At 68.1% G+C, this 26,140-nt stretch carries 28 protein-coding genes; 20 read left to right on the forward strand and 8 right to left on the reverse strand.

What is annotated here, in order from left to right:
• Positions 1 to 39 precede the first annotated feature (39 nt).
• Positions 40 to 1,041: an aldo/keto reductase gene (locus FVP33_RS08240; RefSeq protein WP_147783103.1), complete on the forward strand. Its 1,002-nt coding sequence runs from the start codon at positions 40 to 42 to the stop codon at positions 1,039 to 1,041.
• A 19-nt stretch (positions 1,042 to 1,060) separates the two neighbouring features.
• Here the strand turns inward: FVP33_RS08240 and FVP33_RS08245 are convergent, their stop codons facing one another.
• Both FVP33_RS08245 and FVP33_RS08250 read right to left on the reverse strand, forming a co-directional pair.
• Positions 1,061 to 1,405 (reverse strand): hypothetical protein, encoded by a 345-nt coding sequence (locus tag FVP33_RS08245; RefSeq protein WP_147783104.1) that lies wholly within the window; start codon positions 1,403 to 1,405, stop codon positions 1,061 to 1,063.
• Positions 1,406 to 1,500: 95 nt separating this feature from the next.
• The gene (locus FVP33_RS08250; protein ID WP_246142233.1) at positions 1,501 to 2,121 is read right to left on the reverse strand and encodes a TetR/AcrR family transcriptional regulator; all 621 of its coding nucleotides are present in this window, start codon (positions 2,119 to 2,121) and stop codon (positions 1,501 to 1,503) included.
• A 312-nt stretch (positions 2,122 to 2,433) separates the two neighbouring features.
• On the opposite strand from FVP33_RS08250, the gene FVP33_RS08255 reads away from it, so the two are divergent.
• Positions 2,434 to 3,789, forward strand: coding sequence for a M16 family metallopeptidase (locus FVP33_RS08255; RefSeq protein WP_147783105.1), 1,356 nt, complete (start codon positions 2,434 to 2,436; stop codon positions 3,787 to 3,789).
• A gap of 29 nt (positions 3,790 to 3,818) precedes the next feature.
• On the forward strand, positions 3,819 to 4,421 hold the full coding sequence (locus FVP33_RS08260; RefSeq protein WP_147783106.1) for a histidine phosphatase family protein: 603 nt from the start codon (positions 3,819 to 3,821) through the stop codon (positions 4,419 to 4,421).
• Here FVP33_RS08260 and FVP33_RS08265 read toward each other — a convergent pair.
• Complete coding sequence (locus FVP33_RS08265; RefSeq protein WP_147783107.1) at positions 4,418 to 4,906, reverse strand: GNAT family N-acetyltransferase; 489 nt, start codon at positions 4,904 to 4,906, stop codon at positions 4,418 to 4,420. The two genes, FVP33_RS08260 and FVP33_RS08265, sit on opposite strands and share 4 nt — an antisense overlap.
• A gap of 78 nt (positions 4,907 to 4,984) precedes the next feature.
• On the opposite strand from FVP33_RS08265, the gene dapB reads away from it, so the two are divergent.
• Complete coding sequence (gene dapB, locus FVP33_RS08270; protein WP_147783108.1) at positions 4,985 to 5,800, forward strand: 4-hydroxy-tetrahydrodipicolinate reductase; 816 nt, start codon at positions 4,985 to 4,987, stop codon at positions 5,798 to 5,800.
• Positions 5,797 to 6,240 carry a tetratricopeptide repeat protein gene (locus FVP33_RS08275; RefSeq protein WP_187270621.1) on the forward strand — a complete coding sequence of 148 codons (444 nt, stop codon included), beginning with the start codon at positions 5,797 to 5,799 and terminating at the stop codon, positions 6,238 to 6,240. The genes dapB and FVP33_RS08275 overlap by 4 nt, the downstream gene beginning before the upstream one ends.
• Here the strand turns inward: FVP33_RS08275 and FVP33_RS08280 are convergent.
• From FVP33_RS08280 to FVP33_RS08295, 4 genes are read right to left on the reverse strand one after another with little or no spacing between them, the layout of a single operon-like run.
• A complete protein-coding gene (locus tag FVP33_RS08280) occupies positions 6,215 to 7,171 on the reverse strand; it encodes a TIGR01777 family oxidoreductase (RefSeq protein ID WP_246142234.1) in 957 nt (318 codons plus the stop codon). The two genes, FVP33_RS08275 and FVP33_RS08280, sit on opposite strands and share 26 nt — an antisense overlap.
• A complete protein-coding gene (locus FVP33_RS08285) occupies positions 7,171 to 7,596 on the reverse strand; it encodes an OsmC family peroxiredoxin (RefSeq protein WP_147783109.1) in 426 nt (141 codons plus the stop codon). The genes FVP33_RS08280 and FVP33_RS08285 overlap by 1 nt, the downstream gene beginning before the upstream one ends.
• 39 nt (positions 7,597 to 7,635) lie before the next feature.
• A complete protein-coding gene (locus tag FVP33_RS08290; RefSeq protein WP_147783110.1) occupies positions 7,636 to 8,187 on the reverse strand; it encodes a DUF4395 domain-containing protein in 552 nt (183 codons plus the stop codon).
• 40 nt (positions 8,188 to 8,227) lie between these two features.
• On the reverse strand, positions 8,228 to 8,662 hold the full coding sequence (locus tag FVP33_RS08295) for a TlpA family protein disulfide reductase (RefSeq protein WP_147783111.1): 435 nt from the start codon (positions 8,660 to 8,662) through the stop codon (positions 8,228 to 8,230).
• Between the two features lie 96 nt (positions 8,663 to 8,758).
• Here FVP33_RS08295 and thyX point away from each other — a divergent pair, with 96 nt between their 5' ends.
• From thyX to dapF, 14 genes are all read left to right on the forward strand, one after another.
• Entirely contained in the window at positions 8,759 to 9,526 is a 768-nt protein-coding gene (gene thyX, locus FVP33_RS08300) for an FAD-dependent thymidylate synthase (RefSeq protein WP_147783112.1), read from the forward strand.
• A 737-nt stretch (positions 9,527 to 10,263) separates the two neighbouring features.
• Entirely contained in the window at positions 10,264 to 10,722 is a 459-nt protein-coding gene (locus tag FVP33_RS08305; RefSeq protein ID WP_147783113.1) for a type IV toxin-antitoxin system AbiEi family antitoxin domain-containing protein, read from the forward strand.
• Between the two features lie 3 nt (positions 10,723 to 10,725).
• Complete coding sequence (dapA, locus tag FVP33_RS08310; RefSeq protein ID WP_147783114.1) at positions 10,726 to 11,703, forward strand: 4-hydroxy-tetrahydrodipicolinate synthase; 978 nt, start codon at positions 10,726 to 10,728, stop codon at positions 11,701 to 11,703.
• Positions 11,704 to 11,774: 71 nt separating this feature from the next.
• Positions 11,775 to 13,451: a ribonuclease J gene (locus FVP33_RS08315; RefSeq protein ID WP_147783115.1), complete on the forward strand. Its 1,677-nt coding sequence runs from the start codon at positions 11,775 to 11,777 to the stop codon at positions 13,449 to 13,451.
• A gap of 62 nt (positions 13,452 to 13,513) precedes the next feature.
• Positions 13,514 to 16,264, forward strand: coding sequence for an FtsK/SpoIIIE family DNA translocase (locus tag FVP33_RS08320; protein ID WP_147783116.1), 2,751 nt, complete (start codon positions 13,514 to 13,516; stop codon positions 16,262 to 16,264).
• A 51-nt stretch (positions 16,265 to 16,315) separates the two neighbouring features.
• A complete protein-coding gene (gene pgsA / locus FVP33_RS08325) occupies positions 16,316 to 16,912 on the forward strand; it encodes a CDP-diacylglycerol--glycerol-3-phosphate 3-phosphatidyltransferase (protein ID WP_147783117.1) in 597 nt (198 codons plus the stop codon).
• A 32-nt stretch (positions 16,913 to 16,944) separates the two neighbouring features.
• Complete coding sequence (locus tag FVP33_RS08330; protein WP_147783243.1) at positions 16,945 to 17,442, forward strand: CinA family protein; 498 nt, start codon at positions 16,945 to 16,947, stop codon at positions 17,440 to 17,442.
• Between the two features lie 162 nt (positions 17,443 to 17,604).
• The gene (locus tag FVP33_RS08335) at positions 17,605 to 17,913 is read left to right on the forward strand and encodes a helix-turn-helix domain-containing protein (RefSeq protein ID WP_147783118.1); all 309 of its coding nucleotides are present in this window, start codon (positions 17,605 to 17,607) and stop codon (positions 17,911 to 17,913) included.
• A gap of 140 nt (positions 17,914 to 18,053) precedes the next feature.
• Positions 18,054 to 18,278, forward strand: a complete 225-nt coding sequence (locus FVP33_RS08340; RefSeq protein ID WP_147783119.1) for a DUF3046 domain-containing protein — start codon at positions 18,054 to 18,056, stop codon at positions 18,276 to 18,278.
• Between the two features lie 294 nt (positions 18,279 to 18,572).
• Complete coding sequence (gene recA, locus FVP33_RS08345) at positions 18,573 to 19,733, forward strand: recombinase RecA (RefSeq protein WP_147783120.1); 1,161 nt, start codon at positions 18,573 to 18,575, stop codon at positions 19,731 to 19,733.
• A 3-nt stretch (positions 19,734 to 19,736) separates the two neighbouring features.
• The gene (locus FVP33_RS08350) at positions 19,737 to 20,483 is read left to right on the forward strand and encodes a regulatory protein RecX (RefSeq protein WP_147783121.1); all 747 of its coding nucleotides are present in this window, start codon (positions 19,737 to 19,739) and stop codon (positions 20,481 to 20,483) included.
• A 62-nt stretch (positions 20,484 to 20,545) separates the two neighbouring features.
• A complete protein-coding gene (gene miaB, locus FVP33_RS08355) occupies positions 20,546 to 22,096 on the forward strand; it encodes a tRNA (N6-isopentenyl adenosine(37)-C2)-methylthiotransferase MiaB (RefSeq protein ID WP_147783122.1) in 1,551 nt (516 codons plus the stop codon).
• Positions 22,083 to 23,012: a tRNA (adenosine(37)-N6)-dimethylallyltransferase MiaA gene (gene miaA / locus FVP33_RS08360; RefSeq protein WP_147783123.1), complete on the forward strand. Its 930-nt coding sequence runs from the start codon at positions 22,083 to 22,085 to the stop codon at positions 23,010 to 23,012. The genes miaB and miaA overlap by 14 nt, the downstream gene beginning before the upstream one ends.
• Positions 23,005 to 23,880 carry a diaminopimelate epimerase gene (gene dapF / locus FVP33_RS08365; protein WP_147783124.1) on the forward strand — a complete coding sequence of 292 codons (876 nt, stop codon included), beginning with the start codon at positions 23,005 to 23,007 and terminating at the stop codon, positions 23,878 to 23,880. Before miaA ends, dapF begins: the two co-directional genes overlap by 8 nt.
• A gap of 1 nt (position 23,881) precedes the next feature.
• Here the strand turns inward: dapF and FVP33_RS08370 are convergent, their stop codons facing one another.
• Positions 23,882 to 24,490, reverse strand: coding sequence for a class I SAM-dependent methyltransferase (locus FVP33_RS08370; RefSeq protein ID WP_147783125.1), 609 nt, complete (start codon positions 24,488 to 24,490; stop codon positions 23,882 to 23,884).
• A gap of 42 nt (positions 24,491 to 24,532) precedes the next feature.
• Between FVP33_RS08370 and hflX the strand changes: the two genes are divergently transcribed.
• Positions 24,533 to 26,086, forward strand: a complete 1,554-nt coding sequence (hflX, locus tag FVP33_RS08375) for a GTPase HflX (RefSeq protein WP_147783126.1) — start codon at positions 24,533 to 24,535, stop codon at positions 26,084 to 26,086.
• Positions 26,087 to 26,140 lie beyond the last annotated feature (54 nt).

Here is a 26,140-nt window from a genome sequence, read left to right on the forward strand (position 1 = left end):
ATTTCTCCGGCGGTCGATAGATAACACCGGGGGGTGGAAATGACACGGGTATTGCCCGACATTGCGAAGGCCGCAGAGAGCGCATCGGCGCTTGGGGACACCCAGCCGATGGTGCTGACGCGCGCCCGCCGCCGACTCGGCCAGTCCGACCTGCGTGTGTTTCCGCTGGCGATCGGCGGCAACGTCTTCGGCTGGAAGGCCGACACCGACACCACGACGGACATTCTCGACACCTACGCCGAGCACGGCGGAAACTTCATCGACACGGCCGACTCCTACGCGGGTGGCCGCAGCGAGATCATGATCGGCAACTGGATGCGCGACCGCCGCAACCGGGCGGAGATCGTGGTGGCGACCAAGATCGGCAAGAGCGCCGACAACCCCGGGCTCTCGGCCGGCGCTGTCCGCCGCGCCGTCGATGCCTCGCTGGAGCGGCTCGGCACCGACTACATCGACCTGCTCTACCTCCACATCGACGACCACACCGTCGACTTCGAGGAGACGCTGCTCGCCGTCGACGACCTGGTGCGCGCGGGCAAGGTGCGGTTCTCCGGGGCCTCCGACCACTCGGGCAACCGGCTCATCGAGGCGAGGGTCATCGCGGCCCAGCTCGGTGTGACCCCCATGGTGGCCCTGCAGAATCACTACAACCTCGTGCACCGCAAGGAATTCGAGGGCGACCTCGCGCGGGCGGCACGCCAGCAGCGCCTCGGCGTGATGCCCCGCTTCTCTCTCGCGAGCGGCTTCCTCACCGGCAAGTACCGCACCAGGGCCGACCTGGCGCGCAACAGCCGGGGCAAGGAATCCGCACAATACCTCAACAAGCGCGGCCTGCGCGTACTCGCGACCCTCGATCAGGTGGCCTGGGAGCAGCGGGTGAGCGTCGGGGCGGTCGCCCTCGCCTGGCTGCTGTCCAAGCCGGACATCGTCGCGCCCGTCGCGAGCGCCACGGGCGCGGATCAGGTGCGCGAACTCGTTGCGGCGGCGCACGTGCAGCTGAGCCGCCACCAGCTGGCCGAACTCGACCGCGTCTCGGTCTGAGCGCGGCCGACCGGCGTCGTTAGCCGAGGCCCGGGATGTGCAGCCAGCCGGCAGCGATGAGAACGACGACCGAGTTGAGCACGAGCGCGATGAACGTGGCCGTCGACGAACCGCCGCGGCGTTTGCCCGGCAGGATCACGAGCGCGATGAGCACGGCCTCGAGTACGAGCGAGAAGACGAACGTGGTGAACGGCACCGGGAGCGCCACGAACACGGAGACGAGCATGAGCCCGGCCAGTACGAGTTCGGCGACGGCGAGGAACGAATTGCCACGCTTGCCCTGCAGCCTGACGATTCCGTCGTAGATGGCCAGGGCCGCGGCCAGAATGGTGATGATCAGCAGCCAGGTGAGCGTGACGGTCATGGGGTCCCCTCGACGAATGACGGCCGACAGGCGACGACCGCTCCCAGACTAACGAAGGGCGAGGAAGGCCGAGGGGGAGGGAAGCTCGAGAACGCTCAGCGTCGGCTATCGGCCAGGATGCGCTCGGCGACTCGCTGCAGGGCGGCGACCGCGGCGATCGAGTCGCCCACGTATCCTCCGGTCAGTGCGCCGTCGCGAGCGAGAACGAACTCGTCGCCGGCGTCCCCGGGCAGCGGATGCCCGATCGCCTTGAAGAGATCGGTGATCACGCCCGCGTACCAGTCGCGGTGTTCGAGCACCAGTTCCCGCACCGGGTGGCGGACGTCGGTGAACTCGATGGCCGCGTTGATGAACGCGCAGCCCCGGAAGCCTGGTGCCTCGATCGTGGCGACGATGCCGTCGATGTGCGCTCGAATGGCGTCCACGGGAAGGGGATGGGCGTCGACGAGGGCATTGAGATCGGCGACGAAGCTCTGGTGGCGCGCCGTGATGTAGTCGAGGATGAGCCGGTCCTTCGACCCGTAGTGCTTGTAGAAGGTGGCCTTGGTCACGCCGGACTCGCTGATCAGCCGGTCGATTCCGACGCTGCGGATGCCCTCGTCGTAGAAGAGCCGGTTGGCGGTCTCCAGGATGCGGATCTTGGCGGGCGCTGGGGGGAGCACCCGGTGCGGGGCCCGGGCACGCTGGCCGATCGGATCAGTCTCAACAATCGGCACAGCGTGGCTCCCTCGGGCTAGTCGGCTAGGTGTCCTCAAGCCGTTCGGCAGCGGCCGGACCTCGGGGATGGTCCGGCGTTTTGCCCCGCAAGCGTTGTGCTTGCGGTGTGTTGTGTGGTTCGCTCGCCTCGGGTGGCGGGCTGTCCGGAGAACCTTCGGGTGGTTTCTCTGACGCTTCAAACACTAACACAGCAGTGAGGACAGACAAGTCGGTTTGTCCTCTTTTTTCGGAGGGGGTCCACCCCAGTTTGGGGGGCCACCCCACGCGTCCCCGAATCCCTCGTCCGGCCCTCGTGACGTAGGCTCTGTGCAATGACTGGTGCAGCCCCGCTTCCCCTCGACCAGGCCGAATTGACCTTCACCGCATCCGGCGACTCCCTCGTGCGACGCAGCGTTCTGCCGAGCGGCGTGCGTGTGCTGAGCGAACAGGTGCCGGGGGCGAGAAGCGCGACGATCGGCTACTGGGTGGCCGTCGGTTCCCGCGACGAGGTGGTCGCCACCTACGGCAGCACCCACTTCCTCGAGCACCTCCTCTTCAAGGGCACCGCGAATCGCACGGCCCTCGACATCGCGGTGAGCTTCGATGCCGTCGGCGGCGAGCACAACGCGATGACGGCGAAGGAGTACACCTGCTACTACGCGAAGGTGCAGGACAAGGACCTTCCGATGGCGGTCGAAGTGCTCTCCGACATGATCACGTCGTCGGTCATCGACCCGACCGAGTTCGAGAACGAGCGCGGAGTGATCCTCGAAGAGCTCGCCATGGCGGACGACGACCCGTCTGACGTCACCAGCGAGCGATTCTTCGAGGCCGTGCTCGGCGAGCATCCGTTGGGCCGCCCGATCGGGGGAAGCCCGGAGACCATCCAGGCGGCCACCCGAGAGTCGGTCTGGGAGCACTACCGAGCCAACTACCGGGCCCGCGACCTCGTTATCACGGTGGCCGGGGCGGTCGACCACGACGAGCTCGTCGCCTGGGTCACTCGGGCGCTCACCGCGGCGGGCTGGGACCTCTCCATCGAGGCGGCTCCCGTCGAACGGCGAGACGCCACCCACGACGTGATCGAGCGCGGCAGCCCCCTCGTGGTGGTGCACCGCCCGATCGAACAAGCCAACATCCTGCTCGGCGTTCCGGGCATCCCCGCGGCCGACGACCGCCGTTCGACGCTCGCCGTGCTCAACTCCGTGCTCGGCGGCGGAATGTCGTCTCGCCTCTTCCAGGAGATCCGGGAGAAGCGCGGCCTCGCGTACTCGGTCTACTCGTTCTCGCCGAGCTACTCGGATGCCGGGCTGTTCGGCCTCTACGCCGGCTGCTCTCCCGCGAAGGCGGCCCAGGTCACCGAACTGCTGCTCTCCGAATTCCGGCGTCTGGCCACCGGGGGAATCACCGACGACGAGATGCGCCGCGCCGTGGGGCAGCTCAGCGGAGCATCCGCCCTCGCGCTCGAAGACTCCGACACTCGGATGTCGCGTCTCGGCCGCTCGGAGATCACGCTCGGCGAGTTCGCCGACCTCGATGAGTCGCTGCGCCGGTTGTCGCTCGTGACCGCCCACGATGTCCGAGAGCTCGCGGTCGAGCTCGTGGCACGACCGCTCTCGATCGCCGCCGTCGGCACGATCGACGCGGCGACGTTCGATGGACTCGCTCTCGAGCCCATCGCCGTGTGAACAGCACAGCAAGGAATTCAGGAACAACGATGTCCCACTTCATCTATCTAGTCAGGCACGGCGAACAGCAGGATGCGGAGCACGGCCTGCCGGACGGACCGCTCTCTGCTCGCGGGGCGCGCCAGGCGAAACTCCTCGCCGACCGCCTGAGCGGCGTGCCGTTCACCGGGGCGTGGCACTCGCCGCTGCAGCGTGCGGAGGAGACGGCGAAGATCATGACGGCGAGCATGCCGAGCCTCGACGTCCAGCCGTCCGCGCTGCTCTTCGACTGCATCCCCTCCGGCCCGACCCCGGACATGCCGCACGCCTTCGAGCCATTCTTCGGGTCGGTCACCCGCCAGGAGATCGAGGCGGGCGAGGCGCAGATGGCGGATGCCGTTGCCGAGTGGCTGACGCCGGCGCGGGAGGACCGCCACGACCTGTTGATCACCCACAACTTCGTGATCGCCTGGTTCGTGCGCGAGGTCTTCAGCGCCCCGGCCTGGCGGTGGATGGGTCTCAACCAGGCCAACTGCGGCCTCACCATCATCCGGGTGCGGTCGGCCAAGCCTCCCGTGCTCATCACCCACAACGACCTCGGGCACCTGCCGGCCGAGCTGCGTACCGGGTTGCCGGACGGGCAACCCTTCTAGTCCAGCCGTTTCGAATACCAGTTGGTGGCGTTCGGGTTGTCGTTGTAGGCGGGGATATTCACGAAGCCGCTGGAGCGGTAGAGGCCGCCCGCGGCGGTGAGGCTCGAGTTGGTGTCGAGCACCAGTTCGACGGCGCCGAAGCCGCGTGCCTCCCGCTCGAGCTCGCCGAGGAGGGCCCGGCCGAGTCCGCGGCCCCTGGTGACTGGGCGAAGGTAGAGGTGCTTGACCTCGAATCGACGGCCGGTCGCTCCCGCCGCGATCTCGCGGATCCCACCGCAGCCCACGTCCGCCGGCAGCCCACGGTCGTCGACGTCTTCGACGACGAGGAACACTCCCCGGGGCGGCACGAACTGATCGGCCGTGGGGAAGACGGTGCGATAGGCCCCTGGACCCCCCGGAAAGTCGGCGGCGCGGGCCTCGAAATACTCGGTGAGCAACCGGTGCGCTGCCGCGTCGTCGACGGACTCTTCTCGCCAGGACACCATGCCTCCAGCCTAGGCCGGGCGACGGATGCCTCGCGAGAGCGGTGAGGAGGCGCCGACGCGGGTTGGTAGATTTGCCCCATGACAATCAGGGTCGCCGTTGTCGGCGCAACGGGCAGGATGGGCCGGCTCGTCTGCCGGCTCATCGAAGAATCGGCCGACCTTGAGCTCGCCGCTCGAATCGGGTCGACGGGGGATCTCGCCGAGCTCCTCACCGCGGACATCGCCGTCGACGTGACCCTCCCCGCGGTGAGCGAGGGGATCGTGGCCTTCGCCGTGGCGAACGGCGTGAGCATCCTGGTGGGAACGAGCGGCTGGTCGAGCCAGCGCATCGCCGCCCTCGAGAGCAGGGTGGCCGAGCAGAACCGCACCGGGATCGATCGGGTGGGTGTGATCATCGTGCCCAACTTCTCCATCGGGTCGGTGCTCGCCACCTCGTTCGCGGCGATGGCGGCCCGCTTCTACGACTCCATCGAGATCATCGAGACCCATCACGCCTCCAAGGTGGACTCGCCGTCCGGCACCGCGGTGCGCACGGCGGAGCTCATCGGCGCCGCGCGTTCCGCCCTCGGCCCGGTCATCGCCCCGCACGCCGACCAGCGTGCCCGCGGGCAGCAAGTCGCCAGCGTTCCCATCCACAGCCTCCGGATGCAGGGAGTCGTGGCCAGGCAGGACGTCGTGTTCGGCGGCCGGGGCGAGACCCTCACCCTCAGCCACGAGACCCTCGACCCCTCGTCGTACGAGGCCGGGATCCTGCTGGCGCTGAGTGCGCTGCCCGGCACGGAGGGCGTCGTCGTGGGTCTCGACCGGCTCATCGACCTCGCGAGGGTCGAGGCGGAGGCCGTCGCGCCCGTTCCACCGGAAGACGCGCGGCCGGAAGGCGCGCAGCCAGAATGAAGGGTCGCATTGCGGCGATCGTGATGGCGGCACTGCTCCTGCTGTATCTGGTCGTGGTGGCTCAGCTGGCCATCCGACTCATCGCCGTCGACAACGGCGTCTCGAAGGCGCTCGGCGTCGCCCTCATCGTGCTTCCCCTGATCGGGGCGTGGGCGCTCGTCGCCGAGCTTCTCTTCGGTATCCGCAGCGAACGGCTGGTGCGGCGCCTGCGGGAGGCCGGGGAACTGCCCGTCGACACGCTGCCGAAGCGCACGAGCGGCCGACCCGAGCGCAGCGCGGCCGACGCCGAATTCCCCCGCTACCGGGCCGAGGTCGAGGCCGACCCGGGCAGTTGGCAGGCGTGGTTCCGGCTCGGGCTCGCCTACGACGCGAGCGGTGACCGTCGTCGTGCCCGGCAGGCGATCCGCAAAGCGATCACGCTCGAGCGTTCGGCCGGCTGAGCAGGGCGTCGATCGCCTCCTCGGCGGTGCGGTGACGGAACTCGAATCCGTCGGCGAGAAGCTTCTCGGGAATCACGTTCTGGCTGCTGAGCAGCAGATCGTGTGCGGCATCCCGCAGAACGGTCTCGAGCAGCCGGGTCGGGGCGACGAAGGAGTACCAGCGGTGCAGGCGCTCGGCCAGATAGCTCGTGATCCGGTCCGAGGTGGCCGGCGTCGGCCCGACGAGGTTGACCGGCCCACTCAGCTTCGACGTGAGCAGGTGACGGATCGCGGCCGCCTCGTCGTAGAGGCTGATCCAGGGCCAGATGTCGCCGCCGGTGCCGAATCGCGATCCGAGCCCCAGCCTGGTGAGGGTGAGGATCGGCGCCATCGAACCGCCGTTGCCGAGCACGAGTCCGGTGCGAAAGGTCACGAGGCGCGTCTTTGCCGGACGGATCTGGGCCGCCGCCTCCCATGCCTCCACGACGTCGGCCAGGAAGCCTTCGCCTCGCCGCGACTGCTCGGTGAGACGCTCACCCGGTCGGTCGCCGTAGATGCCGACCGCCGAGGCGCTGAGGAACACCGCCGGGGGCTTCGACGCCATCGTCATCGCTTCGGCGAGGGCCTTCGTGGTCTGCAGGCGGGAGTCGAGGATCTCCTTGCGATAGCCGGCCGTCCACGGGAGCCGGCCGAGCGGGGCGCCGGAGAGATTGACCACAGCATCCACCGAGTCGATGAGTCCGGAGTCGAGGATGCCGGCGCTCGGCGCCCAGTTGATCTCGTTCTCGGCCCGGGGCTGCCGCCGCACGAGCACCCGCACGTCGTGGCCGTCGGCCAGCAGCTGGGTGGTCAGCTCGCGACCGATGAATCCGGATGCACCGGAGACGAGAACCTTCAGCGAACGCTTGTCGCGTAGTCGACGGGGAACGACGGGACGCTCGGATGCAGGCACTATGCGAGAGTAGCTTCCAGCGTGATCGGGATGCCGGATAACGCGCGCGAAACCGGGCAGTTGGCCTTCGCCTCGTCGGCGATGCGCTCGAAGTCCGCCTCGCTGATGCCGTGTACGCGCGCACTCACCAGCAGGTGGCTGCCGGTGATGCCCGTGCCGGGCGCGAAGGTCACTGCCGCGGTCACCTGCAGGTCCTGCGGTGGCGTGCCGAAGGTCGCGAGCGCGCTGGCGAGCGCCATCGAGAAGCACGCCGAGTGGGCGGCTCCCAACAGCTCCTCCGGGTTGGTCATCCCGGCGACACCCTCCGCGCGAGCGGCCCAGCTCACCGCCACCTTGGCGGCCCCCGACGAATCGAGGGACGTGGTGCCGGAGCCCGACTTCAGGTCGCCGACCCACACCGTTGTCGCTTCACTGGTCACAGCCATGATGCCTCCTCCATTGGAGACTCCAGACTATGCCAGCGGCTACGCGACCGGCCGGGCCTTGAAGACTCCGCCGCGCAGCAGCAGGAGGTAGATCTGGCAGCCCAAGCAGTAGTCGAAGACGGAGTTGAGGAACGCCGCGACGAAGGCGAGGGCGGCGAAGATCACGAGCCCGAATGGAACGCCGGCGAGGTGAAGCAGCACGCCGATGAGGGTGACGAACAAGCCGACTCCCTGCGAGAAGGTGGGCGGCGCCGGGTCTTCGAGGTGGCCGGGCGCGGCGAGCCGTGGCCGAACGAGCGTCTTGAACAGCCAGCCGTACGGGTGCCGCCGCACGCCGGCGAACGCGCCCCAGGCGAAGAGCGCGGTGATGATGGCGAAGAGGATGAAGGCGGGCTCGCCCGCCCGCGCGCCGAGGGTCGTCGGGGGAGTCGCCGCCGAGCCGAGCCCGAGAGCGATCGTCAGCAGCAATAACACCGCGGTGATGCCCGCGCTGAAGCGCGGCCCGCGGGGGTCGATTCCGGATCGGCCAGGAGCGGCGACCAGGCCGCGCTTCGAGGGGGGCAGCGTCGGCTGGCTTGACGGGGCGGTCATGGCGTCTCTTTCGTCTGCGTCTCGGGTCGGCGGTGGCTGGTCAGCTGGCGGCGAGGATCCGGTCGAGTTCCGCCCGTACCTCGCCCGGGCGCGGTGCGCCGCCGATTCGGGAGCGCACGACCCCCTTCGCGTCGAGAATGAAGGTGGTGGGCGACTGGAGCAGGTTGAACCGGTTGGCGATGTCCGGCCGGTGCGTCACATCCACATCCACGTGTCGAACGGGGGCTAGTTCGGCCGCCAGGGATCCGAGCAGAGTTCTGGTGGTCTTGCACGGGGCGCAGACCTCGGTGGAGAACTGCAGAAGGGTGGCCCCGCTGCCGGCCACGGCATCCGCCGACAGCTCGGAGACCGCGATCACGGTGTCGGACGACGAGACGGCACGGGCACGACCGGTCGAGGCGCGCCAGGCCAGCCCGGTGGCCGTGGCCAGGGCCACGAGACCGAGCAGCGCTCCAGCGATCGCGAGGGGATTCATCGTGTTTGCAACACTATTCGCGGCGGTTTGCCGGCGCAGCACTGTGACGCTCCGTTACGCCCACGGTGACCCGACGGCGGAGTGGCGGTGTGGGCGATGTCTGTGGCCTTCGCTAGGGTGAAAACCGTGCCAAATGACATCGAGTTCCGCTCCGACATCACTGTCGAGCTCGTCCGTGCAAGTGCCCATGACTCCGACGTGCTCTTCGCGGCTCGAGTCTCCACCCAGGGGGAGCAGACCCTCGAGGCGGCCCAGGCATCCGAAGACACCGAGGCGGGGGACAAGCGCGCTCGCGGTCTCATCAACTACCTCATGCGCGACCGTCACGGCTCGCCGTTCGAGCACAACTCGATGACCTTCTACGTGCAGGCGCCGATCTTCGTGTTCCGCGAGTTCATGCGCCACCGCATCGCCTCCTACAACGAGGAATCGGGGCGCTATCGCGAGCTCAACCCGACCTTCTATGTTCCGAACGCCGACCGCAACCTGGTTCAGGTCGGCAAGCCGGGCGCCTACGAGTTCCTGCCAGGCTCCACCGAGCAGATCTCGCTCGTCGACCACGAGACGCGGGCGCAGAGCGTCTCCGCGTTCCAGTCCTACCAGCGGATGCTCGAGGCCGGAGTGGCCCGCGAGGTCGCGCGGATCGTGCTCCCGCTCAACATCTACTCCTCGATGTACGTGACCCTCAACGCGCGCTCGCTCATGAACTTCCTCTCGCTCCGCACGAAGAGGGAGGGCACGACCTTCCCCTCGTTCCCGCAGCGCGAGATCGAGATGGCCGCCGAGAAGATGGAAGACTTCTTCGCCGAGCTCATGCCGCTCACCTACGCCGCGTTCAACGGCAACGGCCGGGTCGCGCCCTAGCCGCAGCAGGTCGGCTCGCGCGGGACCTCCGCAGGATCACCACTGTCAGCGACACCGCCGCGCTCGACTGGGGAGCGCTGCGCCTCGCGTGGCGGCTGGCTGCCGTCTCGGCCCGCCTCCTCCGACTGACTCCAGTTCTGCAGGACACGATCTGCAGGACAGGGCCCTCGTCCGCGATACCGCTGCGCTCGACTGGTGAGCGCAGCGCGTCTCGTGGTGGCTGGCCGCCGTCTCGGCCCGCCTCCTCCGACTGACTCCAGTTCTGCAGGACACGATCTGCAGGACGCTGCCGGGAGCATCGGCTTTGCGGGACCGGCTGCGCAGGACGCTCACTCTGGTGGACCCGTTGTGCAGGACGGTCCGCGTTAGGCGCCATCGAGGGGTTCTCGGCCTCCCGGACTCGTGTCTACGGGCCCGGTGGTGGCATCTCAAGCCTGCTTGCTTCACTGAATCGGTTTCCTTGAGCGTCCCGCCAGCGCAGATCCTGTCGTCAGATCGTGTCCTGCAGATCGTGTCCTGCAGAACTGGAGTCTGTGGAGCGGGCTGCCGGAAGGTGGTCGCGGTGCGGATTTGGACTGGTGTCGGCTCGCAATTCGCGTCCTGCAGAACTGGAGTCTCGGCGGGAGAACGGGCCAGCGGCGGCGCGACGCCTCCTGCACAGTCGGTGCCGGGAGACGGCAGCTCACAGAAGTGCTTCGCGGCGAGCTCAACGCCGGGGTGTCATCCACACTCGGCACATGCATCGTGTATTGACAATCATCCGGGAGCTGGGCGGAATCGCCAGACTGAGCGAGTTGGCCAGCCACGGCTATTCGCCCGAAATCATCGGGATGCTTGTCGACTATGGGCGCATCATCCGCGTTCGCAAGGGCTGGTACGCCATCACGGACACCGACGATGCGCTGCTCCGTGCCTGGCGGGTGGGCGGGAGGCTCGCCTGCGTCAGCGCGCTCGCCCACCACGGGCTCGGCGAGCCCGACCCGCTGGCACTCCACGTGAGTGTTTCGAGGACTGCGTCACGGCTGCGGACGGCGCACGACTACCGGGAGCGGCTGGCCGAGCATCCCGACCCTGCGATCATCGTGCACTGGACTCGCCGACCCGTCCTGGGCGACCGAAGGGCCGTGGACGCGGAGTTCGCTCGCGAGCAGGCCGCATTATGCCGCTCATCGGGGGCGGCGCACGATACCCTGTAGTACGTGTCTACGTCATCGAATCCGTTCGGCCAGGTTCTCGTCGCCCTCGTGACTCCCTTCACCGCCGACGGCGAGGTCGACTGGGCCGGCGTCGAGAAGCACATCGACGACGTCATCAGCGCGGGGGCGGACGGAATCGTCGTCACCGGCACCACGGGTGAGACGTCCACGCTCACCGACCCCGAGAAGCTCAAACTCGTCGAGGTGGGCAAGTCCGTGGCCAACGGCCGCGCGAAGATCATCACCGGCGGAGGGTCGAACGAGACCGCTCACGCGATCGAGCTCTACAAGCACAGCGAGAAGGCCGGCGCTGACGCGGTCATGATCGTCACCCCCTACTACAACAAGCCGACACAGGCCGGCGTGCTCACGCACTTCCGCATGATCGCCGACGCGACCGACCTGCCGGTCATCCTCTACGACATCCCGGGGCGCACCGGCATCCCGATCAAGTACGAGACGATCCTTCGCGCGGCGCAGCACCCGAACATCCGCGCCATCAAGGACGCCAAGGGCGACTTCAGCGAGGTCAGCCGGGTGCTCAACCAGACGGATCTGCTCTACTTCTCGGGCGACGACGCGAACGTGCTTCCGCATCTGTCGATCGGCGCGACCGGCCTCATCGGGGTCACCGCCAACATCGCCGCCGCGCCCTACCGGGTGATCGTGGACGCCGTGAACGCCGGCGATCTCGCCACGGCGACGGAGGCCCACCGGCAACTCGAGCCGCTCGTGCGTGCCGTGATGACACACGTGCCCGGCACCGTGGCCGCCAAGTACATCCTGCACGGGCTCGGGCGCATCGGGAGTCCGCGCGTGCGCCTGCCGCTCGTCGGCCCCGAAGACAACGAGGCGGCCCAGATCGAAGACGAACTGGCCATCGTGGGGGAGATCCCCGGCGTCGACCTCAGCAACTTCCGACCCGATCGCAACGCGGCGGCGGGCGGCGCCCTGCCCAAGGTCGCCGGGACGACCCGCTAACCAACGAACTTTAACCGGGGGCTAGAGACCCCACACAATCGGCCACACCGGCCATACATCAAATGGATTCCATGAACTCACCTGTATTCGACCCACGCCCACTCGCTCCGGGAACGCTTCGCGTCATCCCGATCGGCGGCCTCGGCGAAATCGGTCGCAACATGACCTCGTTCGAGATCGACGGCAAGATCCTGATCGTCGACTGCGGCGTTCTCTTCCCGGAGGAGAACCAGCCCGGCGTCGACCTGATTCTGCCCGACTTCAGTCCCATCAAGGACCGCCTGGACGACGTGATCGGCGTGGTGCTCACCCACGGTCACGAGGACCACATCGGGGCGGTGCCGTACCTGCTGAGACTCCGCCAGGACATCCCGCTGATCGGCTCGACGCTCACGCTCGCCCTCGTCGAGGCGAAGCTCAAGGAGCACCGCATCAACCCGTACACGCTCACGGTGCGCGAGGGCCAGCACGAGAAGCTCGGCCCGTTCGACCTCGAGTTCATCGCGGTCAACCACTCGATTCCGGATGCCCTCGCCGTCGCCATCAAGACCACCGCCGGCGTCGTGCTGCACACCGGTGACTTCAAGATGGACCAGCTGCCCCTGGACGACCGGATCACCGACCTGCGCGCCTTCGCCAGGCTCGGCGAGATCGGCGTCGACCTGTTCCTGCCGGACTCCACCAACGCCGACGTGCCTGGGTTCACCGCCCCGGAGCGCGACATCGGGCCGGTGCTGGAGTCCGTGATCTCCAAGGCTCCGCGCCGGGTCATCGTCGCGAGCTTCTCGAGCCACGTGCATCGCGTGCAGCAGGTGCTGGATGCCGCACACGCCAACGGCCGCCGCGTCGCCTTCATGGGGCGCTCCATGGTGCGCAACATGACGATCGCCGCCGACCTCGGCTACCTCAGGGTGCCGGCCGGCGTGCTCATCGATGCCAAGAAGGCCGCTGACCTGCCGGACAACAAGATCGTCTACATGTCGACCGGCTCGCAGGGCGAGCCGATGGCCGTGCTCGCGCGGATGGCCAACCTCGAGCACCAGATCGAGGTGGGCAAGGGCGACACCGTCATTCTGGCCTCGAGTCTCATCCCGGGTAACGAGAACGCGGTCTACCGCGTGATCAACGGCCTCACCAAGCTCGGCGCGAACGTCGTGCACAAGGGCAACGCCAAGGTGCACGTCTCCGGGCACGCCTCCGCCGGGGAGCTGCTCTACGTCTACAACATCCTGCGCCCGAAGAACGTGCTCCCCGTGCACGGCGAGTACCGCCACCTGGTGGCCAACCAGCGCCTCGCGATGGACACCGGCATCCCCGAGACCAACACGATCATCGGTGAGGACGGCACGGTCATCGACCTCAAGGACGGCGTCGCCGAAGTCGTCGGGCTGCTCGACCTCGGCTACGTGTACGTCGACGGCTCAACGGTCGGCGAGATCACGGATGCCGATCTCAAGGACCGCCGGATCCTCGCCGAGGAGGGCTTCGTCTCGATCTTCGTGGCGATCGACGCCCAGACCGGTCGCGTCATCGTCGGGCCGGAGATCCAGGCCCGCGGCTTCGCCGAGGACGAGGCCGTGTTCGACGCGGTCAAGCCGCTCATCATCCGCGCCCTGACCGACGCGGCCGAGAACGGCACGCGCGACACCCACGCGTTCAGCCAGGTGATCCGCCGCACGGTGGGCCGCTGGGTGAACTCGTCGCACCGACGTCGTCCGATGATCGTGCCGGTCGTAATCGAGGCGTAACCGGTACTGACACGCGCCTCGGCGCTACGGGGTCTGACGGACCTCCGCGCTACCGTTGAAGCATGGCTACGAGTACCAGGTCGACCCCGCGTGCGCGCGCCACGCCGTCGCGCGCTCCGAGCCGTGCCACCGGCAAGGGCACCACGCGCAAGCTCCCGGCGGCCAAGGCGGTGCCGGTGGAGAAGCCCGGGCTTCTCACCGTCACCTGGCTCGGGCTCGCCCACGTGGTCGGCGGTGCAGCGCGGGTTCTCGGCAAGGAGACCCTCGCCAAGGACGAGCGCCGCGACGGCGTGCCGTTCTTCATCTTCGTGCTCGCGGTGATCGGCGCCGTCGTCGAATGGTTCAACCCGGCAGACCCGGTGGCCATCGCCCTCGACGGCTACACCTTCGGCGGCCTGTTCGGCCGGGTGGCCTTCGCCCTCCCGGTGATCATGCTGCTCTTCGCGGTCTGGCTCTTCCGTCATCCGTCGTCCGTGCACGACAACGGCCGGATCGGAATCGGCCTCGCCGTGCTCCTCACCACGGTGAGCGCGCTGTGCCACATCTTCGGCGGCCAGCCGCAGCCTTCCGACGGCATGGAGGTGCTCGCCCGGGCTGGCGGCATCGCCGGCTGGGTGCTCGCCGCTCCGCTTCTCGCGGTGGGCACGGCCTGGCTCGCGGTTCCTCTCGTGTCGCTGTTGCTGCTGCTCTCCCTCTTCATCCTCACCAAGACCCCGCCGAACCACGTCGGCGCGCGGCTCCGGGAGCTGTACTCCTACCTCTTCGGTGCCCAGTTGCCGGATGTCGACGAGCGTTCAGGCAGGAAGACCGACAGTGTGTCGTTCGGCGACCTCGACGACCTCGGCATCGATGCGGAGGACACCGCCTCGCTGCCCTGGTGGCGCCGCAACAAGACGCAGCGCGAAGACGACCCGGCCTTCGACAGCCCGGTGCTGACGCACGACAGGAAGGCCCGTGACGTCAACGCCACCGAGGTGATCGACCACACCCGCCACGACGAGGAGGAGTTCGGGGTGGAGCTGCTCGAGGAGCTCGTCAACGCCGAGAACGCCGTCAAGCGCTTCACGGGAGAGGTGGCCCCGGTCACCGGCATCACCGACGACGGCGGACCGCTCATCGCCGAGCTTCTTCCCGGGTTCTCGGACAAGGCATCCACCAAGGGCGGCCTGGGCGAATTCGACGACGCAGCGGTCGCCAGGCGTGACGCGCAGCCGACCGCGCCGTACCGCCTGCCCGCCGCCGCCACCCTCCAGCCGGGCACGCCGCCCAAGTCGCGCTCGGAGGCGAACGACGTCATCGTCGCCTCGATCACCGAGGTGCTCACCCAGTTCCAGGTCGACGCGCGCGTCACCGGGTTCAGCCGCGGGCCCACGGTCACCCGCTACGAGATCGAGCTCGGCCCCGGGGTCAAGGTCGAGCGCGTCACCGCGCTTACCAAGAACCTCTCGTACGCCGTCGCCTCGAACGAGGTGCGCATCCTCTCCCCGATCCCGGGCAAGAGCGCCATCGGCGTCGAGATCCCCAACGCCGATCGCGAGATCGTCTCGCTCGGCGACGTGCTGCGGTCGAAGGCGTCCACCTCGAGCCAGCACCCCATGACGATCGGACTCGGCAAGGATGTCGAGGGCGGATTCGTCGTCGCCAACCTGGCCAAGATGCCCCATCTTCTCGTCGCCGGCTCCACCGGCTCAGGCAAGTCGAGCTTCGTCAACTCGATGATCACCTCGCTGCTGATGCGGGCGAAGCCCTCCGAGGTGCGCATGGTGCTCATCGACCCGAAGCGCGTGGAGCTCGCCCCGTACGCCGGAATCCCGCACCTCATCACCCCCATCATCACCAACCCGAAGAAGGCGGCGGAGGCGCTCGCCTGGGTGGTGAAGGAGATGGACATGCGGTACGACGACCTGGCCAGCTTCGGCTACCGCCACATCGACGACTTCAACGCGGCCGTCGTTGCCGACGAGATCGTGCTCCCGGCCGGCAGCGAGCGATCGCTCAAGCCGTACCCGTACCTGCTCGTCGTGGTGGATGAGCTCGCCGACCTCATGATGGTCGCCCCGCGCGACGTCGAAGACTCGATCGTGCGCATCACCCAGCTCGCCCGGGCATCCGGCATCCACCTCGTGCTGGCCACCCAGCGCCCGAGCGTGGATGTCGTCACGGGACTCATCAAGGCCAACGTTCCGTCGCGGCTCGCCTTCGCGGTGTCGAGCATGACCGACTCGCGCGTGATCCTCGACCAGCCGGGGGCGGACAAGCTGATCGGGCAGGGCGACGCGCTGTTCCTGCCGATGGGGGCGTCGAAGGCGATCCGCGTACAGGGCGCGTGGGTCACCGAGAGCGAGGTCGCGGCCGTCGTGCAGCACGTCACGAAGCAGGCTCGCCCCGACTACCGCCAGGACGTGGCCGTCTCGGCGGAGAAGAAGAACATCGACGGCGACATCGGCGACGACCTCGAGCTGTTGCTCGCCGCGGCCGAGCTCGTCGTGAGCACGCAGTTCGGGTCCACCTCGATGTTGCAGCGCAAGCTCCGGGTCGGCTTCGCCAAGGCGGGCCGGCTGATGGACCTCATGGAGTCCCGTGAGATCGTCGGGCCCTCCGAGGGCTCCAAGGCGAGGGACGTGCTGGTGGCGCCGGAGCAGCTCGCCGGCGTGCTCGCGCGCCTGCGCGGCGACGACGGGCCGAGCGCGTCGGAGGCTCCATCGGCAGACCGATATTCGGCCGACCCCGTCGGGGACATGACGAGCGGTTACGATGAGGTGGACGGGACGTCGGACGACGAAGACGCCTGGAAGCTGACCGGCAGGGAGTAACTCGTGGCGCTGCCAGCACCGCAAGAGCCACCGGCGAAACGACCGAATCCCATGCGGGGACGGGTCGCACGCAACGGCGACACCCCGGCGAGCACCGGAAACGTGGCGAACATCGTCACGGTCGTTCGCATCTTCATGGCCCCGGTCTTCATCTGGCTGCTGCTCGCCGACCGGGGCGAACTCGGGCCGCTGCGCTGGGTGGCGGCCGTGATCTTCGTCGTGGCGATCGTCACCGACACGGTGGACGGCATCCTGGCACGACGGCAGAACCTCGTCACCGACTTCGGCAAGATCCTCGACCCGATCGCCGACAAGGTGCTCACCGGCGGGGCCCTCGTCGCACTCTCGATCCTGGGCGAACTGTGGTGGTGGGTCACCATAGTGATCCTCATCCGTGAGTTCGGCATCACGATCTTCCGGTTCGCCGTGATCCGCACGCGGGTGATCCCCGCCGTCGCGAGCGGAAAGCTGAAGACGGTGCTGCAGGCGGTCGGCATCTCGCTGCTGCTCTTCCCGTTCTGGACCATCGTGGGCGTCTGGGTGCTCTGGCTCGGCTGGATCGTGATGGCGCTCGCGCTCGCGCTCACGGTGATTTCCGGCGTCGACTTCTTCGTGAAGTACCGTCAGCAGAACCGCCAGAAGGCCTAGCCGTGCCGGGATCCGTGACCGGGGACCAGGCGATGACCGGCGCGGCCGCGGCGATCGCGGCCCTGGTCGACAGACGGCTCACCGTCGCCGTGGCGGAGTCCCTCACGGGCGGCCTCCTGGTCGCCGAGCTGATCGGTGTTCCCGGCGCGTCCGCCGCGGTGCTCGGCGGCGTGGTGGCCTACAACACGGAGCTCAAGGCCACTGTGCTCGGCGTGGACGCCTACCTGCTCGCCGAACACGGCCCGGTGCATCCGGAGGTCGCCAGGCAGATGGCCGACCGGGTGCGGTCGGTTCTCGCCGTGGGGGGAGTGCCGGCAGACATCGGGCTGTCGACGACCGGCGTGGCCGGACCAGACCCCCAGGGTGGCCAGCAACCCGGGGTGGTCTTCATCGGAATCGCCTTCGGATCGACGGTCACCGCACTGCGCCTCGACCTGTCGGGGGACCGCCAGGCAATCCGAACCGGGGTCGTCTCCGAATCCCTCGCACGGCTCAATGAAATGCTGAATGAAATGCTTACCGGGGCCTGAGCTGTCTGGCGGGAATCTTTCGCGTTTCAATCTCGTTACATAGCAGTGATTCACAAGCGTCACACAGTCGCGGCTGGTTAGAGTTTGCATAACGGAGGTTGTAGTGTTACACAACCATCGGCAAGTTCGATCCATCAGGTCGCGTCATAGGAGGAGGGTCCAATGGTTCTAGTTCGTCAAGAAATCGGTGACGTGCTCCGGGACTTCCGCCTGCAGAAGGGTCGTACTCTTCGTCAGGTCGCGAGCAAGGCAAGCGTTGCTCTCGGCTACCTCAGCGAGGTGGAGCGTGGCCAGAAAGAGGCCAGTTCCGAGATTCTCGCTTCGGTTGCGGATGCACTCGAAACACCGATTTCAGTCATCATGCGTGAGGTGGGAGACCGCCTCGCCGTAATCGAGGGAATCAACGTGATTCCTGACACGGTTCCCGACGACCTCGTCGCGGACTTCGACGCGGGTCTGGTTGCCCGCTAAAGGACTTTGAGCCGATCCGGGACGGTGTGCCCGGGTCGTGAACGACGGGATGCCCGGCTCGCGAGAGCCGGGCATCCTCTCGTTAAGCCGCCCGGGCGTCGGCGACGTGCCGTGCCCGATCGACCGGTTAGGTTGTACGAATGCGTTTGAGCGAGTTGTGGACCGCCGTCGGTGATGAGTTCGGCGAGGCCTACGGCCGCACGCTCGTCCACGACCTCTCGCTCGACGAGTTGGGCGGCCTCACCGCCGAGCAGGCGATAGCCAAGGGGCTGGATGCCCGGGCGATCTGGCTCGCCCTCTGCCGCGCGGCCGATGTTCCGGAGAATCGCTGGTACGGGGTCGGTCAGCGCGCGCCGAAGCCCTGACGCGGGTCGGCGTGTTTGGCATGCCTGCTTCGAATACGCGCGACACGCCGGGAAGAAACATTCGAACATCTCTTCGGATGCGCGTAGGCTCCTGCACAGCGGATTATGCGATCGAGTTCTGCACCTCGCACCCGGCCCCAGGGGCAATGTCCCCGGCCGCGCGTAGTGTCGGATTTGTTGGAGAAGCCGCCAACACCAGCCTTGTCGCAGGCCGGTAGAGCCTTGCAGGATCGGTTCTCCCGACGAAACGGCAGCCTATAGGCGCACCGATACGAGTCACACAAGGAGCATGCAATGGCATCAGCAGCCGATCGCGAAAAGTCTTTGGAAACCGCCCTCGCCCAGATCGACCGTCAGTTCGGCAAGGGCTCGGTGATGCGTCTGGGCAGCGACGAGCGTGCCCCCGTCGCGGTGATCCCCACCGGCTCGATCGCCCTGGATGTCGCGCTCGGCATCGGTGGTCTCCCACGTGGCCGCATCGTGGAGATCTACGGACCGGAGTCCTCGGGTAAGACCACTCTCACCCTGCACGCCATCGCCAACGCCCAGGCCGCGGGCGGCATCGCGGCATTCATCGACGCGGAGCACGCGCTCGACCCGGAGTACGCCAAGGCGCTCGGGGTGGACATCGATGCCCTCCTCGTCTCCCAGCCCGACACGGGGGAGCAGGCGCTCGAGATCGCCGACATGCTCATCCGCTCCGGCTCGATCGACCTCGTGGTGATCGACTCCGTCGCTGCTCTCGTCCCGCGTGCGGAGATCGAGGGGGAGATGGGCGACTCGCATGTCGGCCTCCAGGCCCGGCTCATGTCGCAGGCGCTGCGCAAGCTCACCGGCGGGCTCAGCCAGACCAACACGACCATGATCTTCATCAACCAGCTCCGCGAGAAGATCGGTGTGTTCTTCGGCAGCCCGGAGACCACGGCCGGAGGCAAGGCGCTCAAGTTCTACGCGTCGGTGCGGCTGGACATCCGCCGCATCGAGACCCTCAAGGAGGGCACGGACGCCGTCGGTAACCGTACGCGGGTGAAGGTCGTCAAGAACAAGATGGCTCCGCCGTTCAAGCAGGCGGAGTTCGACATCCTCTACGGCACCGGAATCTCGCGTGAGGGCAGCCTCATCGACTTCGGAGTCGAGCACGAGATCGTGCGCAAGTCCGGCGCCTGGTACACCTATGACGGTGATCAGCTCGGGCAGGGCAAGGAGAACTCCCGCAAGTACCTCATGGCGAATGCGGCGGTCGCGAACGAGATCGAGCAGAAGATCAAGGCGAAGCTCGGAATTCTGGGCGACGCCAAGGCCGCTGCCGCTGCCGCTGCGCTCGAGGTGAAGGCGGCGGCGGGAGCCGAGGCCGCCAGTGCCAAGGCCGCGAAGGGCCTCGCGGTGAGCGCGGGCGACCGCGAGGTGGCACCCCTGTCGACCGCCGCGTCCAAGCGCACCGCGGTCGGGGCGTAGGCCATGGTTTCCGGCGACGACGGCGCCGGCGCGAAGCTGGCCAGGGTTACCTACCTGCCGGGCGTCGTGCCGCCGTCGCCGGAGGCCGACGAGGCCAGCGGCCGTGAGGCTGCCCTTCCCGATTTCGCGACCTTCTTCGGTGAAGACCCGGCCGAAAGCTCCGCCGACAGCCCAGCCGAGAGGGCCGGGGAACTGCCGGAGCCCGAGGCCGAACCGCTGGAGCGGGGCGGGCGCGGTACCCGCGAGGTGCGGGTGGAGAAGGTGCGGGTGGAGAGAGTGAGCATGCACGCGCTCACCCGGCGGGGGATGTCCCGGTGGGAGCTCGAGAAGACGCTCCTGTCCCGGGAGATCGACGAACAGACCGTCCTCACCGAGCTCGACCGCCTCGAGGCCGTGGGGCTGCTCGACGACGCGGCCCTCGCCGAGACCCTCGTGCGCACGCAGCACGAGCGCAAGGGTCTCGGTCGCGGAGCCCTCACGGCGGAGCTGCGCCGGCGGCACATCGACCAGGAGCACATCGATGCCGCGCTCGAGCAGGTGGACGACGACGACGAGCAGACGCGCGCCACCGAACTCGCGGTCAAGCGCGCCTCCCAGCTCAGTTCATACGACCTCGAGACCGCGAAGCGACGCCTCACCGCGTTCCTCATGCGCAAGGGCTACTCGTCGTCCGTCGTGCGGGCCGCCACCGAGGAGGCCCTGTCGTCACGCTCCGGCGGGCCCCGCTCGGGCGGCGTTCGATTCCGCTAGCCCGACCGCGCCGGTCCCGACCAGTGAGGCTGGCGCATCACCGGCGTTAGGCTGGATCAATCATGACGATGACCGCTCCCGTGCGCCCCGAACTCGAGGCGAAGGCTCGCACCTACGAGGTGCGCACCTTCGGCTGCCAGATGAACGTCCACGACTCCGAGCGCCTCAGTGGCTCCCTCGAGGCCGCCGGCTACGTGAAGGCGAACGGCGAGCAGGCAGACGTCGTGGTGATCAACACCTGCGCGGTGCGCGAGAACGCGGACAACAAGCTCTACGGCAACCTCGGCTACCTCGCCTCCGTCAAGCAGAAGCACGAGGGCATGCAGATCGCCGTCGGCGGCTGCCTGGCCCAGAAGGACAAGAACGTCATCCTCGAGAAGGCGCCGTGGGTCGACGTGGTCTTCGGCACCCACAACATGGGCTCGCTCCCGACCCTGCTCGAGCGGGCGAGGCACAACGGCGAGGCGCAGCTCGAGATCCTCGAGTCGCTCGAGGTCTTTCCGTCCACCCTCCCGACGAGGCGTGAGTCGACCTACAGCGGGTGGGTGTCGATCTCCGTCGGCTGCAACAACACCTGCACGTTCTGCATAGTTCCGGCCCTCCGCGGCAAGGAGAAGGACCGTCGCCCCGGCGACATCCTGGCGGAGATCCAGGCGATCGTCGACGACGGCGCGATCGAGGTCACGCTGCTCGGCCAGAACGTCAACTCCTACGGCGTCGAATTCGGCGACCGGCAGGCGTTCGGCAAGCTGCTCCGCGCCGCCGGTCAGATCGACGGTCTCGAGCGCATCCGTTTCACGAGCCCGCACCCCGCGGCCTTCACCGACGATGTGATCGACGCGATGGCCGCGACGCCCTCGGTGATGCCGCAGCTCCACATGCCGCTGCAGTCCGGATCGGATGCGGTGCTCAAGGCCATGCGCCGCAGCTACCGGTCCGAGAAGTTCCTCGGGATTCTCGACCGGGTGCGCGCCCGCATCCCGCACGCCGCGATCTCGACCGACATCATCGTGGGGTTCCCGGGCGAGACCGAAGAGGACTTCCAGGACACCCTGCGGGTCGTGGAGCAGGCGAGGTTCGCCACCGCCTTCACCTTCCAGTATTCGATCCGGGAGGGGACCCCGGCCGCGACCATGGACGACCAGGTGCCCAAGGCGGTGGTGCAGGAGCGCTACGAGCGACTCGTCGCGCTGCAGGACCGCATCTCCTGGGAGGAGAACCAGAAGCTCGTCGGCACGGAGGTCAACGTTCTCGTCGGCGCCGAGGGGTCGAAGGATGCCGACACGCATCGGTTGTCCGGTCGGGCCGAGGACAGCAGGCTCGTGCACTTCGAGGTGACCCCGCACAGCGAGACCCCGCGGCCGGGCGACATCGTCACGGTGCGGATCTCCGACGCCAAGCCCTTTTACCTCCTGGCCGACTCGTTCGACGGTGCGCCGCTGAACATCCGCCGCACCATCGCCGGCGACGCCTGGGACCGCGCGGACGCCGAGTCCTGCGGCGTACCGGCCCCCGCCGGCGCCGCGAGCACGCCGGGTCGGGTCTCCCTGGGGCTTCCCGGCCTGCGGGCGACGACCATCCCGATCTACGACGTCACCGATGGGCAGCGCTAGCGGCCTGCTCGTGGCCGTGGTCGGGGCAACGGGCACCGGCAAGTCGGCCCTCTCCCTCGACCTCGCGGAGGGGCTCGCGGCCCACGGGATGACGGCGGAGATCGTCAACGCCGACGCGATGCAGTTCTACCGTGGCATGGACATCGGCACGGCGAAGCTGCCGGTGACGGAGCGGCGCGGTATCTCCCACCACCTGCTCGACGTGCTCGAGCCGACCGACGAGGCGAACGTCGCGGCCTACCAGTCCGATGCCCGCGCCGCGATCGAGGAGGTGCGGGGCCGAGGCGCCATTCCGATCCTCGTCGGCGGGTCGGGCCTCTACGTCTCCTCCGTCGTCTACGACTTCCGTTTTCCGGGCACCGACCCGGTGATCCGGGATCGGATCGAGAGGGAACTCGTCGAGTCCGGGCCGGGCCTGCTGCACGCGCGGCTGCGCGAGCTCGACCCGGAGGCGGCCGTCGCTATCGGCCCGTACAACGGCCGACGGATCGTGCGCGCCCTCGAAGTGATCGAGCTGACCGGCGAGCCATTCGGTGCGGGTCTCGGCGCGGAGACCCGGCAGTGGACCCCCACCGTGATGATCGGGGTCTCCGCGCCGCGGGCCGAGCTCGTGTCCCGGCTCGACGAACGCGTTCGGGGCATGTGGGCGCACGGTCTCGTGGAGGAGGCCGCGGCCCTCGTGGAGCGGGGAATCGGGGTGACAGCGTCGCGTGCCATCGGCTATGCCCAGGCCATCGGCCAGGTGCGGGGCGAGCTGACGGAGGGTGAGGCCATCGAGCTGACCGCCACCCTCACCCGCAAGTACGCCCGCCGTCAGGTCGGCTGGTTCGCCCGTGATCCGCACACCAGCTGGCTCGCCTACGACGACCCGGAACGAGTGGCGAGCGCCCTGCAACTAGTCTTGAGCCATGCCTGAACTGCACTTCACCAAGGGCCACGGAACCGGGAACGACTTCGTGTTGTTCGCCGATCCCGACGGCCTCATCGACCTGACACCGGAGCAGCTCGCGGCGATCGCCGACCGGCACTTCGGCGTCGGCGGCGATGGGATCATTCGCGCGGTGCGGTCCAGAAGCCTCCCGGACGGGGCGGCGGCCCTCGCGGAAGACGAGTCGGCCGAGTGGTTCATGGACTACCACAACGCCGACGGCTCCCCGTCGGAGATGTGCGGCAACGGCATCCGTGTCTACGCGCGCTTCCTCGTGGACAACGGGCTCGTCGAGCTCGGAGCCGGCCAGACGATCGCGATCGGAACCCGGGGCGGCGTGCGCGACGTGCAGGGCAACTCCAGCGGCTTCCAGGTGGACCTCGGGCGCTGGTCGCTCGACGGCGGCGAGCCGCTCGTGCGGGCGAAGAACCTGCAGGTGGCGCGCCCGGGGCTCGGCATCAATGTCGGCAACCCGCACGTCGTCGTGGCGCTGTCGAGCGACGCCGAACTCGACTCGGCTGACCTGACCTTCATCCCGGTGCTCGAGCCAGAGGCCCCAGAGGGGGCGAACGTGGAGTTCGTCGTCCCGCTCGACCCGATGGTGAAGGATGGCGTGGGCCGTATCCGCATGCGGGTGCACGAGCGGGGGAGCGGCGAGACGCTCTCCTGCGGAACCGGTGCCGCCGCGGCGGCGCTCGCCACGCGTCACTGGGCGGGGCCGGGGGCTCCGAACCAGTGGAAGGTCGAGGTGCCGGGAGGCACTCTCGGCGTGCGGATGTGGGCGGCGGAGGACGGCGAACACGTGTCCCTCAGCGGGCCGGCAGACCTCGTCTTCGAGGGCACCCTGCAGATCTGAGCTAGCGGCGTCGCACCCTCAGCACGCGGTAGCCCTTGTTGGTCGCGGCGCGCACGACCGAGAAGTCCGCGGGCAACGTGCCTTCGAGCCAGCGGTGCAGCGAGTCCGAGCCGAGATTGCGCTGCACGACAAGCCAGGCATCCGACTCCGGCTCGAGGCGCGGGAGCCACATCTCGAGCATGCTGTGCAGTTCGTCCTTGCCGACCCTGATGGGCGGATTCGAGCGGATGGTCGTGAATTGCACGTCGGCGGGAACATCCGCGGGCTTGCAGGCGTTGATGTTGGTAATGCCCAATTTCTCAGCATTTAGCCGCACGAGCTGGAGGGCGCGTTCGTTCACGTCCACGGCCCAGACCGTGGCGCGGGGAGACTCGAGCGCGAGAGTGAGCGCGATCGGCCCCCAGCCGCAGCCGAGGTCGAGCAGGTTGCCGCCGGGCGGCGGCGGAGGGGTGTTGGCGAGCAGCACGCTCGTGCCGACGTCGATGCGCTCCGGGCTGAAGATGCCGTTCGAGGTCGTGAGATCGCGGAGTTCGCCAGCGAGCGGCACCCGGATCTGGCGAAAAATGAGTTCACTCTCTGGAGTTTCCGAGAAGTAATGCTCATTGGCCATGGAGAGAAACCTATCGAAATACGAGGAGCTAGGGTTAACCAGATGATTGAGAGTGAAGGCGTGGAGCAGATCGAGGCCGAAACGGACGGCACGGACGTGCTCGATCCGATCGACCGCGTGCTCGCGAGGGCGGCATCGCGTTCCGCCGGATTCACGCTGTTCTCGAGCGGCGGAGCACAGGCGCTCCAGACCGAGGCGCTCGGCCACGAGTCCACGAGCGACGGCGACCAGTTCGACCGGGAGGACCGCCAGGCCCTGCGCCGAGTAGCCGGCCTCTCGACCGAGCTGGAGGACGTCACAGAGGTCGAGTATCGGCAGTTGCGCATCGAGCGCGTCGTGCTGATCGGCATCTACGGCCAGGGCAACGCCGCCGAGGCCGAGAATTCCATGCGCGAGCTCTTTGCGCTGGCAGAGACCGCGGGCGCCATCGTGCTCGACGGCCTCCTCCAGCGTCGGGCGACGCCGGACCCCAGCACCTATTTCGGCAAGGGCAAGGCCCTCGAGCTGCGGGATGTCGTGGCGAGCGTCGGAGCCGACACGGTCATCGTGGACAGCGAGCTCGCCCCCAGCCAGCGGCGGGCGCTCGAGGACGTGGTGCGGGTCAAGGTGATCGACCGCACGGCCGTGATCCTCGACATCTTCAGCCAGCACGCGAAGAGCCGGGAGGGCAAGGCCCAGGTCGAGCTGGCCCAGCTCGAATACCTGTTGCCGCGACTGCGCGGCTGGGGCGAGTCGATGTCCCGCCAGGCCGGTGGCCAGGTCGGGGCGGGCAACGGAATGGGCAGCCGCGGACCGGGTGAGACGAAGATCGAACTCGACCGCCGCCGCATCCACACTCGGATGTCCCGCCTGCGCAAGCAGATCCTCGGCTTCAAGCCGGCCCGCGAGGCCAAGCGCGCCAACCGCAACCGCAACTCGGTGCCGTCCGTGGCGATCGCCGGCTATACGAACGCCGGAAAGTCGTCGCTGCTCAACCGCATCACGCGGGCGGGCGCCCTCGTGGAGAACGCCCTGTTCGCCACCCTCGACACCGCGGTGCGCAAGAACGTCACCGAGGATGGCCGCGGCTACACCTTCACCGACACCGTCGGTTTCGTGCGCAACCTTCCGCACCAACTCGTGGAGGCGTTTCGATCCACGTTCGAGGAGATCGCGGATTCCGACGTGATCCTGCATGTGGTCGATGCCTCGCATCCGGATCCGGCGAGCCAGCTCGCCACCGTGCGCGACGTGATCGGCGAGGTCGAGGCTCGGCACATCCCCGAGATCGTGGTCTTCAACAAGAGCGATCTCATCGACGACGACCAGCGGCTCGTGCTGCGTGGCCTCGAGCCGAACGCGATTTTCGCGTCCGCCCGCACCGGCGAGGGAATCGACGAGTTGCTGGCGGCGATCGACGTGGCGCTGCCCGCGCCCTCGATCGAACTCGAGCTGCTCATCCCGTACGACCGGGGTGATCTGGTCTCCTCGCTCCACGACAACGGCAGGATCCTCGAGACGACGTACGAGGAGAGCGGCACCCGGGTGGCGGTGCTCGTGACAGAGGAGCACGCCGCAACCCTCCGACCGTTCTCCGTCGCGCGGGTTCCCGCGTAACACTCGGCAACAGACGCCCGGTCTTGCTAGGCTGATTTATCACTCGTCCGGGTA

The organism is Lacisediminihabitans profunda (assembly GCF_008040105.1).
Taxonomy (GTDB): domain Bacteria; phylum Actinomycetota; class Actinomycetes; order Actinomycetales; family Microbacteriaceae; genus Lacisediminihabitans; species Lacisediminihabitans profunda.

Bases quoted from the DNA above. Each gene is read 5' to 3' on its own strand.
- FVP33_RS08255 (WP_147783105.1), top strand. From the start codon at position 2,434: ATGACTGGTGCAGCCCCGCTTCCCCTCGACCAGGCCGAATTGACCTTC.
- FVP33_RS08350 (WP_147783121.1), top strand. From the start codon at position 19,737: ATGGTTTCCGGCGACGACGGCGCCGGCGCGAAGCTGGCCAGGGTTACC.
- FVP33_RS08305 (WP_147783113.1), top strand. From the start codon at position 10,264: ATGCATCGTGTATTGACAATCATCCGGGAGCTGGGCGGAATCGCCAGA.
- FVP33_RS08290 (WP_147783110.1), bottom strand. From the start codon at position 8,187: ATGACCGCCCCGTCAAGCCAGCCGACGCTGCCCCCCTCGAAGCGCGGC.
- FVP33_RS08245 (WP_147783104.1), bottom strand. From the start codon at position 1,405: ATGACCGTCACGCTCACCTGGCTGCTGATCATCACCATTCTGGCCGCG.
- FVP33_RS08370 (WP_147783125.1), bottom strand. From the start codon at position 24,490: ATGGCCAATGAGCATTACTTCTCGGAAACTCCAGAGAGTGAACTCATT.
- hflX (WP_147783126.1), top strand. From the start codon at position 24,533: ATGATTGAGAGTGAAGGCGTGGAGCAGATCGAGGCCGAAACGGACGGC.
- miaA (WP_147783123.1), top strand. From the start codon at position 22,083: ATGGGCAGCGCTAGCGGCCTGCTCGTGGCCGTGGTCGGGGCAACGGGC.
- FVP33_RS08295 (WP_147783111.1), bottom strand. From the start codon at position 8,662: ATGAATCCCCTCGCGATCGCTGGAGCGCTGCTCGGTCTCGTGGCCCTG.
- FVP33_RS08240 (WP_147783103.1), top strand. From the start codon at position 40: ATGACACGGGTATTGCCCGACATTGCGAAGGCCGCAGAGAGCGCATCG.
- FVP33_RS08340 (WP_147783119.1), top strand. From the start codon at position 18,054: ATGCGTTTGAGCGAGTTGTGGACCGCCGTCGGTGATGAGTTCGGCGAG.
- FVP33_RS08335 (WP_147783118.1), top strand. From the start codon at position 17,605: ATGGTTCTAGTTCGTCAAGAAATCGGTGACGTGCTCCGGGACTTCCGC.
- FVP33_RS08330 (WP_147783243.1), top strand. From the start codon at position 16,945: ATGACCGGCGCGGCCGCGGCGATCGCGGCCCTGGTCGACAGACGGCTC.
- FVP33_RS08260 (WP_147783106.1), top strand. From the start codon at position 3,819: ATGTCCCACTTCATCTATCTAGTCAGGCACGGCGAACAGCAGGATGCG.
- FVP33_RS08275 (WP_187270621.1), top strand. From the start codon at position 5,797: ATGAAGGGTCGCATTGCGGCGATCGTGATGGCGGCACTGCTCCTGCTG.
- FVP33_RS08315 (WP_147783115.1), top strand. From the start codon at position 11,775: ATGAACTCACCTGTATTCGACCCACGCCCACTCGCTCCGGGAACGCTT.
- FVP33_RS08320 (WP_147783116.1), top strand. From the start codon at position 13,514: ATGGCTACGAGTACCAGGTCGACCCCGCGTGCGCGCGCCACGCCGTCG.
- FVP33_RS08285 (WP_147783109.1), bottom strand. From the start codon at position 7,596: ATGGCTGTGACCAGTGAAGCGACAACGGTGTGGGTCGGCGACCTGAAG.
- dapF (WP_147783124.1), top strand. From the start codon at position 23,005: ATGCCTGAACTGCACTTCACCAAGGGCCACGGAACCGGGAACGACTTC.
- miaB (WP_147783122.1), top strand. From the start codon at position 20,546: ATGACGATGACCGCTCCCGTGCGCCCCGAACTCGAGGCGAAGGCTCGC.
- dapB (WP_147783108.1), top strand. From the start codon at position 4,985: ATGACAATCAGGGTCGCCGTTGTCGGCGCAACGGGCAGGATGGGCCGG.
- FVP33_RS08265 (WP_147783107.1), bottom strand. From the start codon at position 4,906: ATGGTGTCCTGGCGAGAAGAGTCCGTCGACGACGCGGCAGCGCACCGG.
- pgsA (WP_147783117.1), top strand. From the start codon at position 16,316: ATGCGGGGACGGGTCGCACGCAACGGCGACACCCCGGCGAGCACCGGA.
- recA (WP_147783120.1), top strand. From the start codon at position 18,573: ATGGCATCAGCAGCCGATCGCGAAAAGTCTTTGGAAACCGCCCTCGCC.
- thyX (WP_147783112.1), top strand. From the start codon at position 8,759: ATGTCTGTGGCCTTCGCTAGGGTGAAAACCGTGCCAAATGACATCGAG.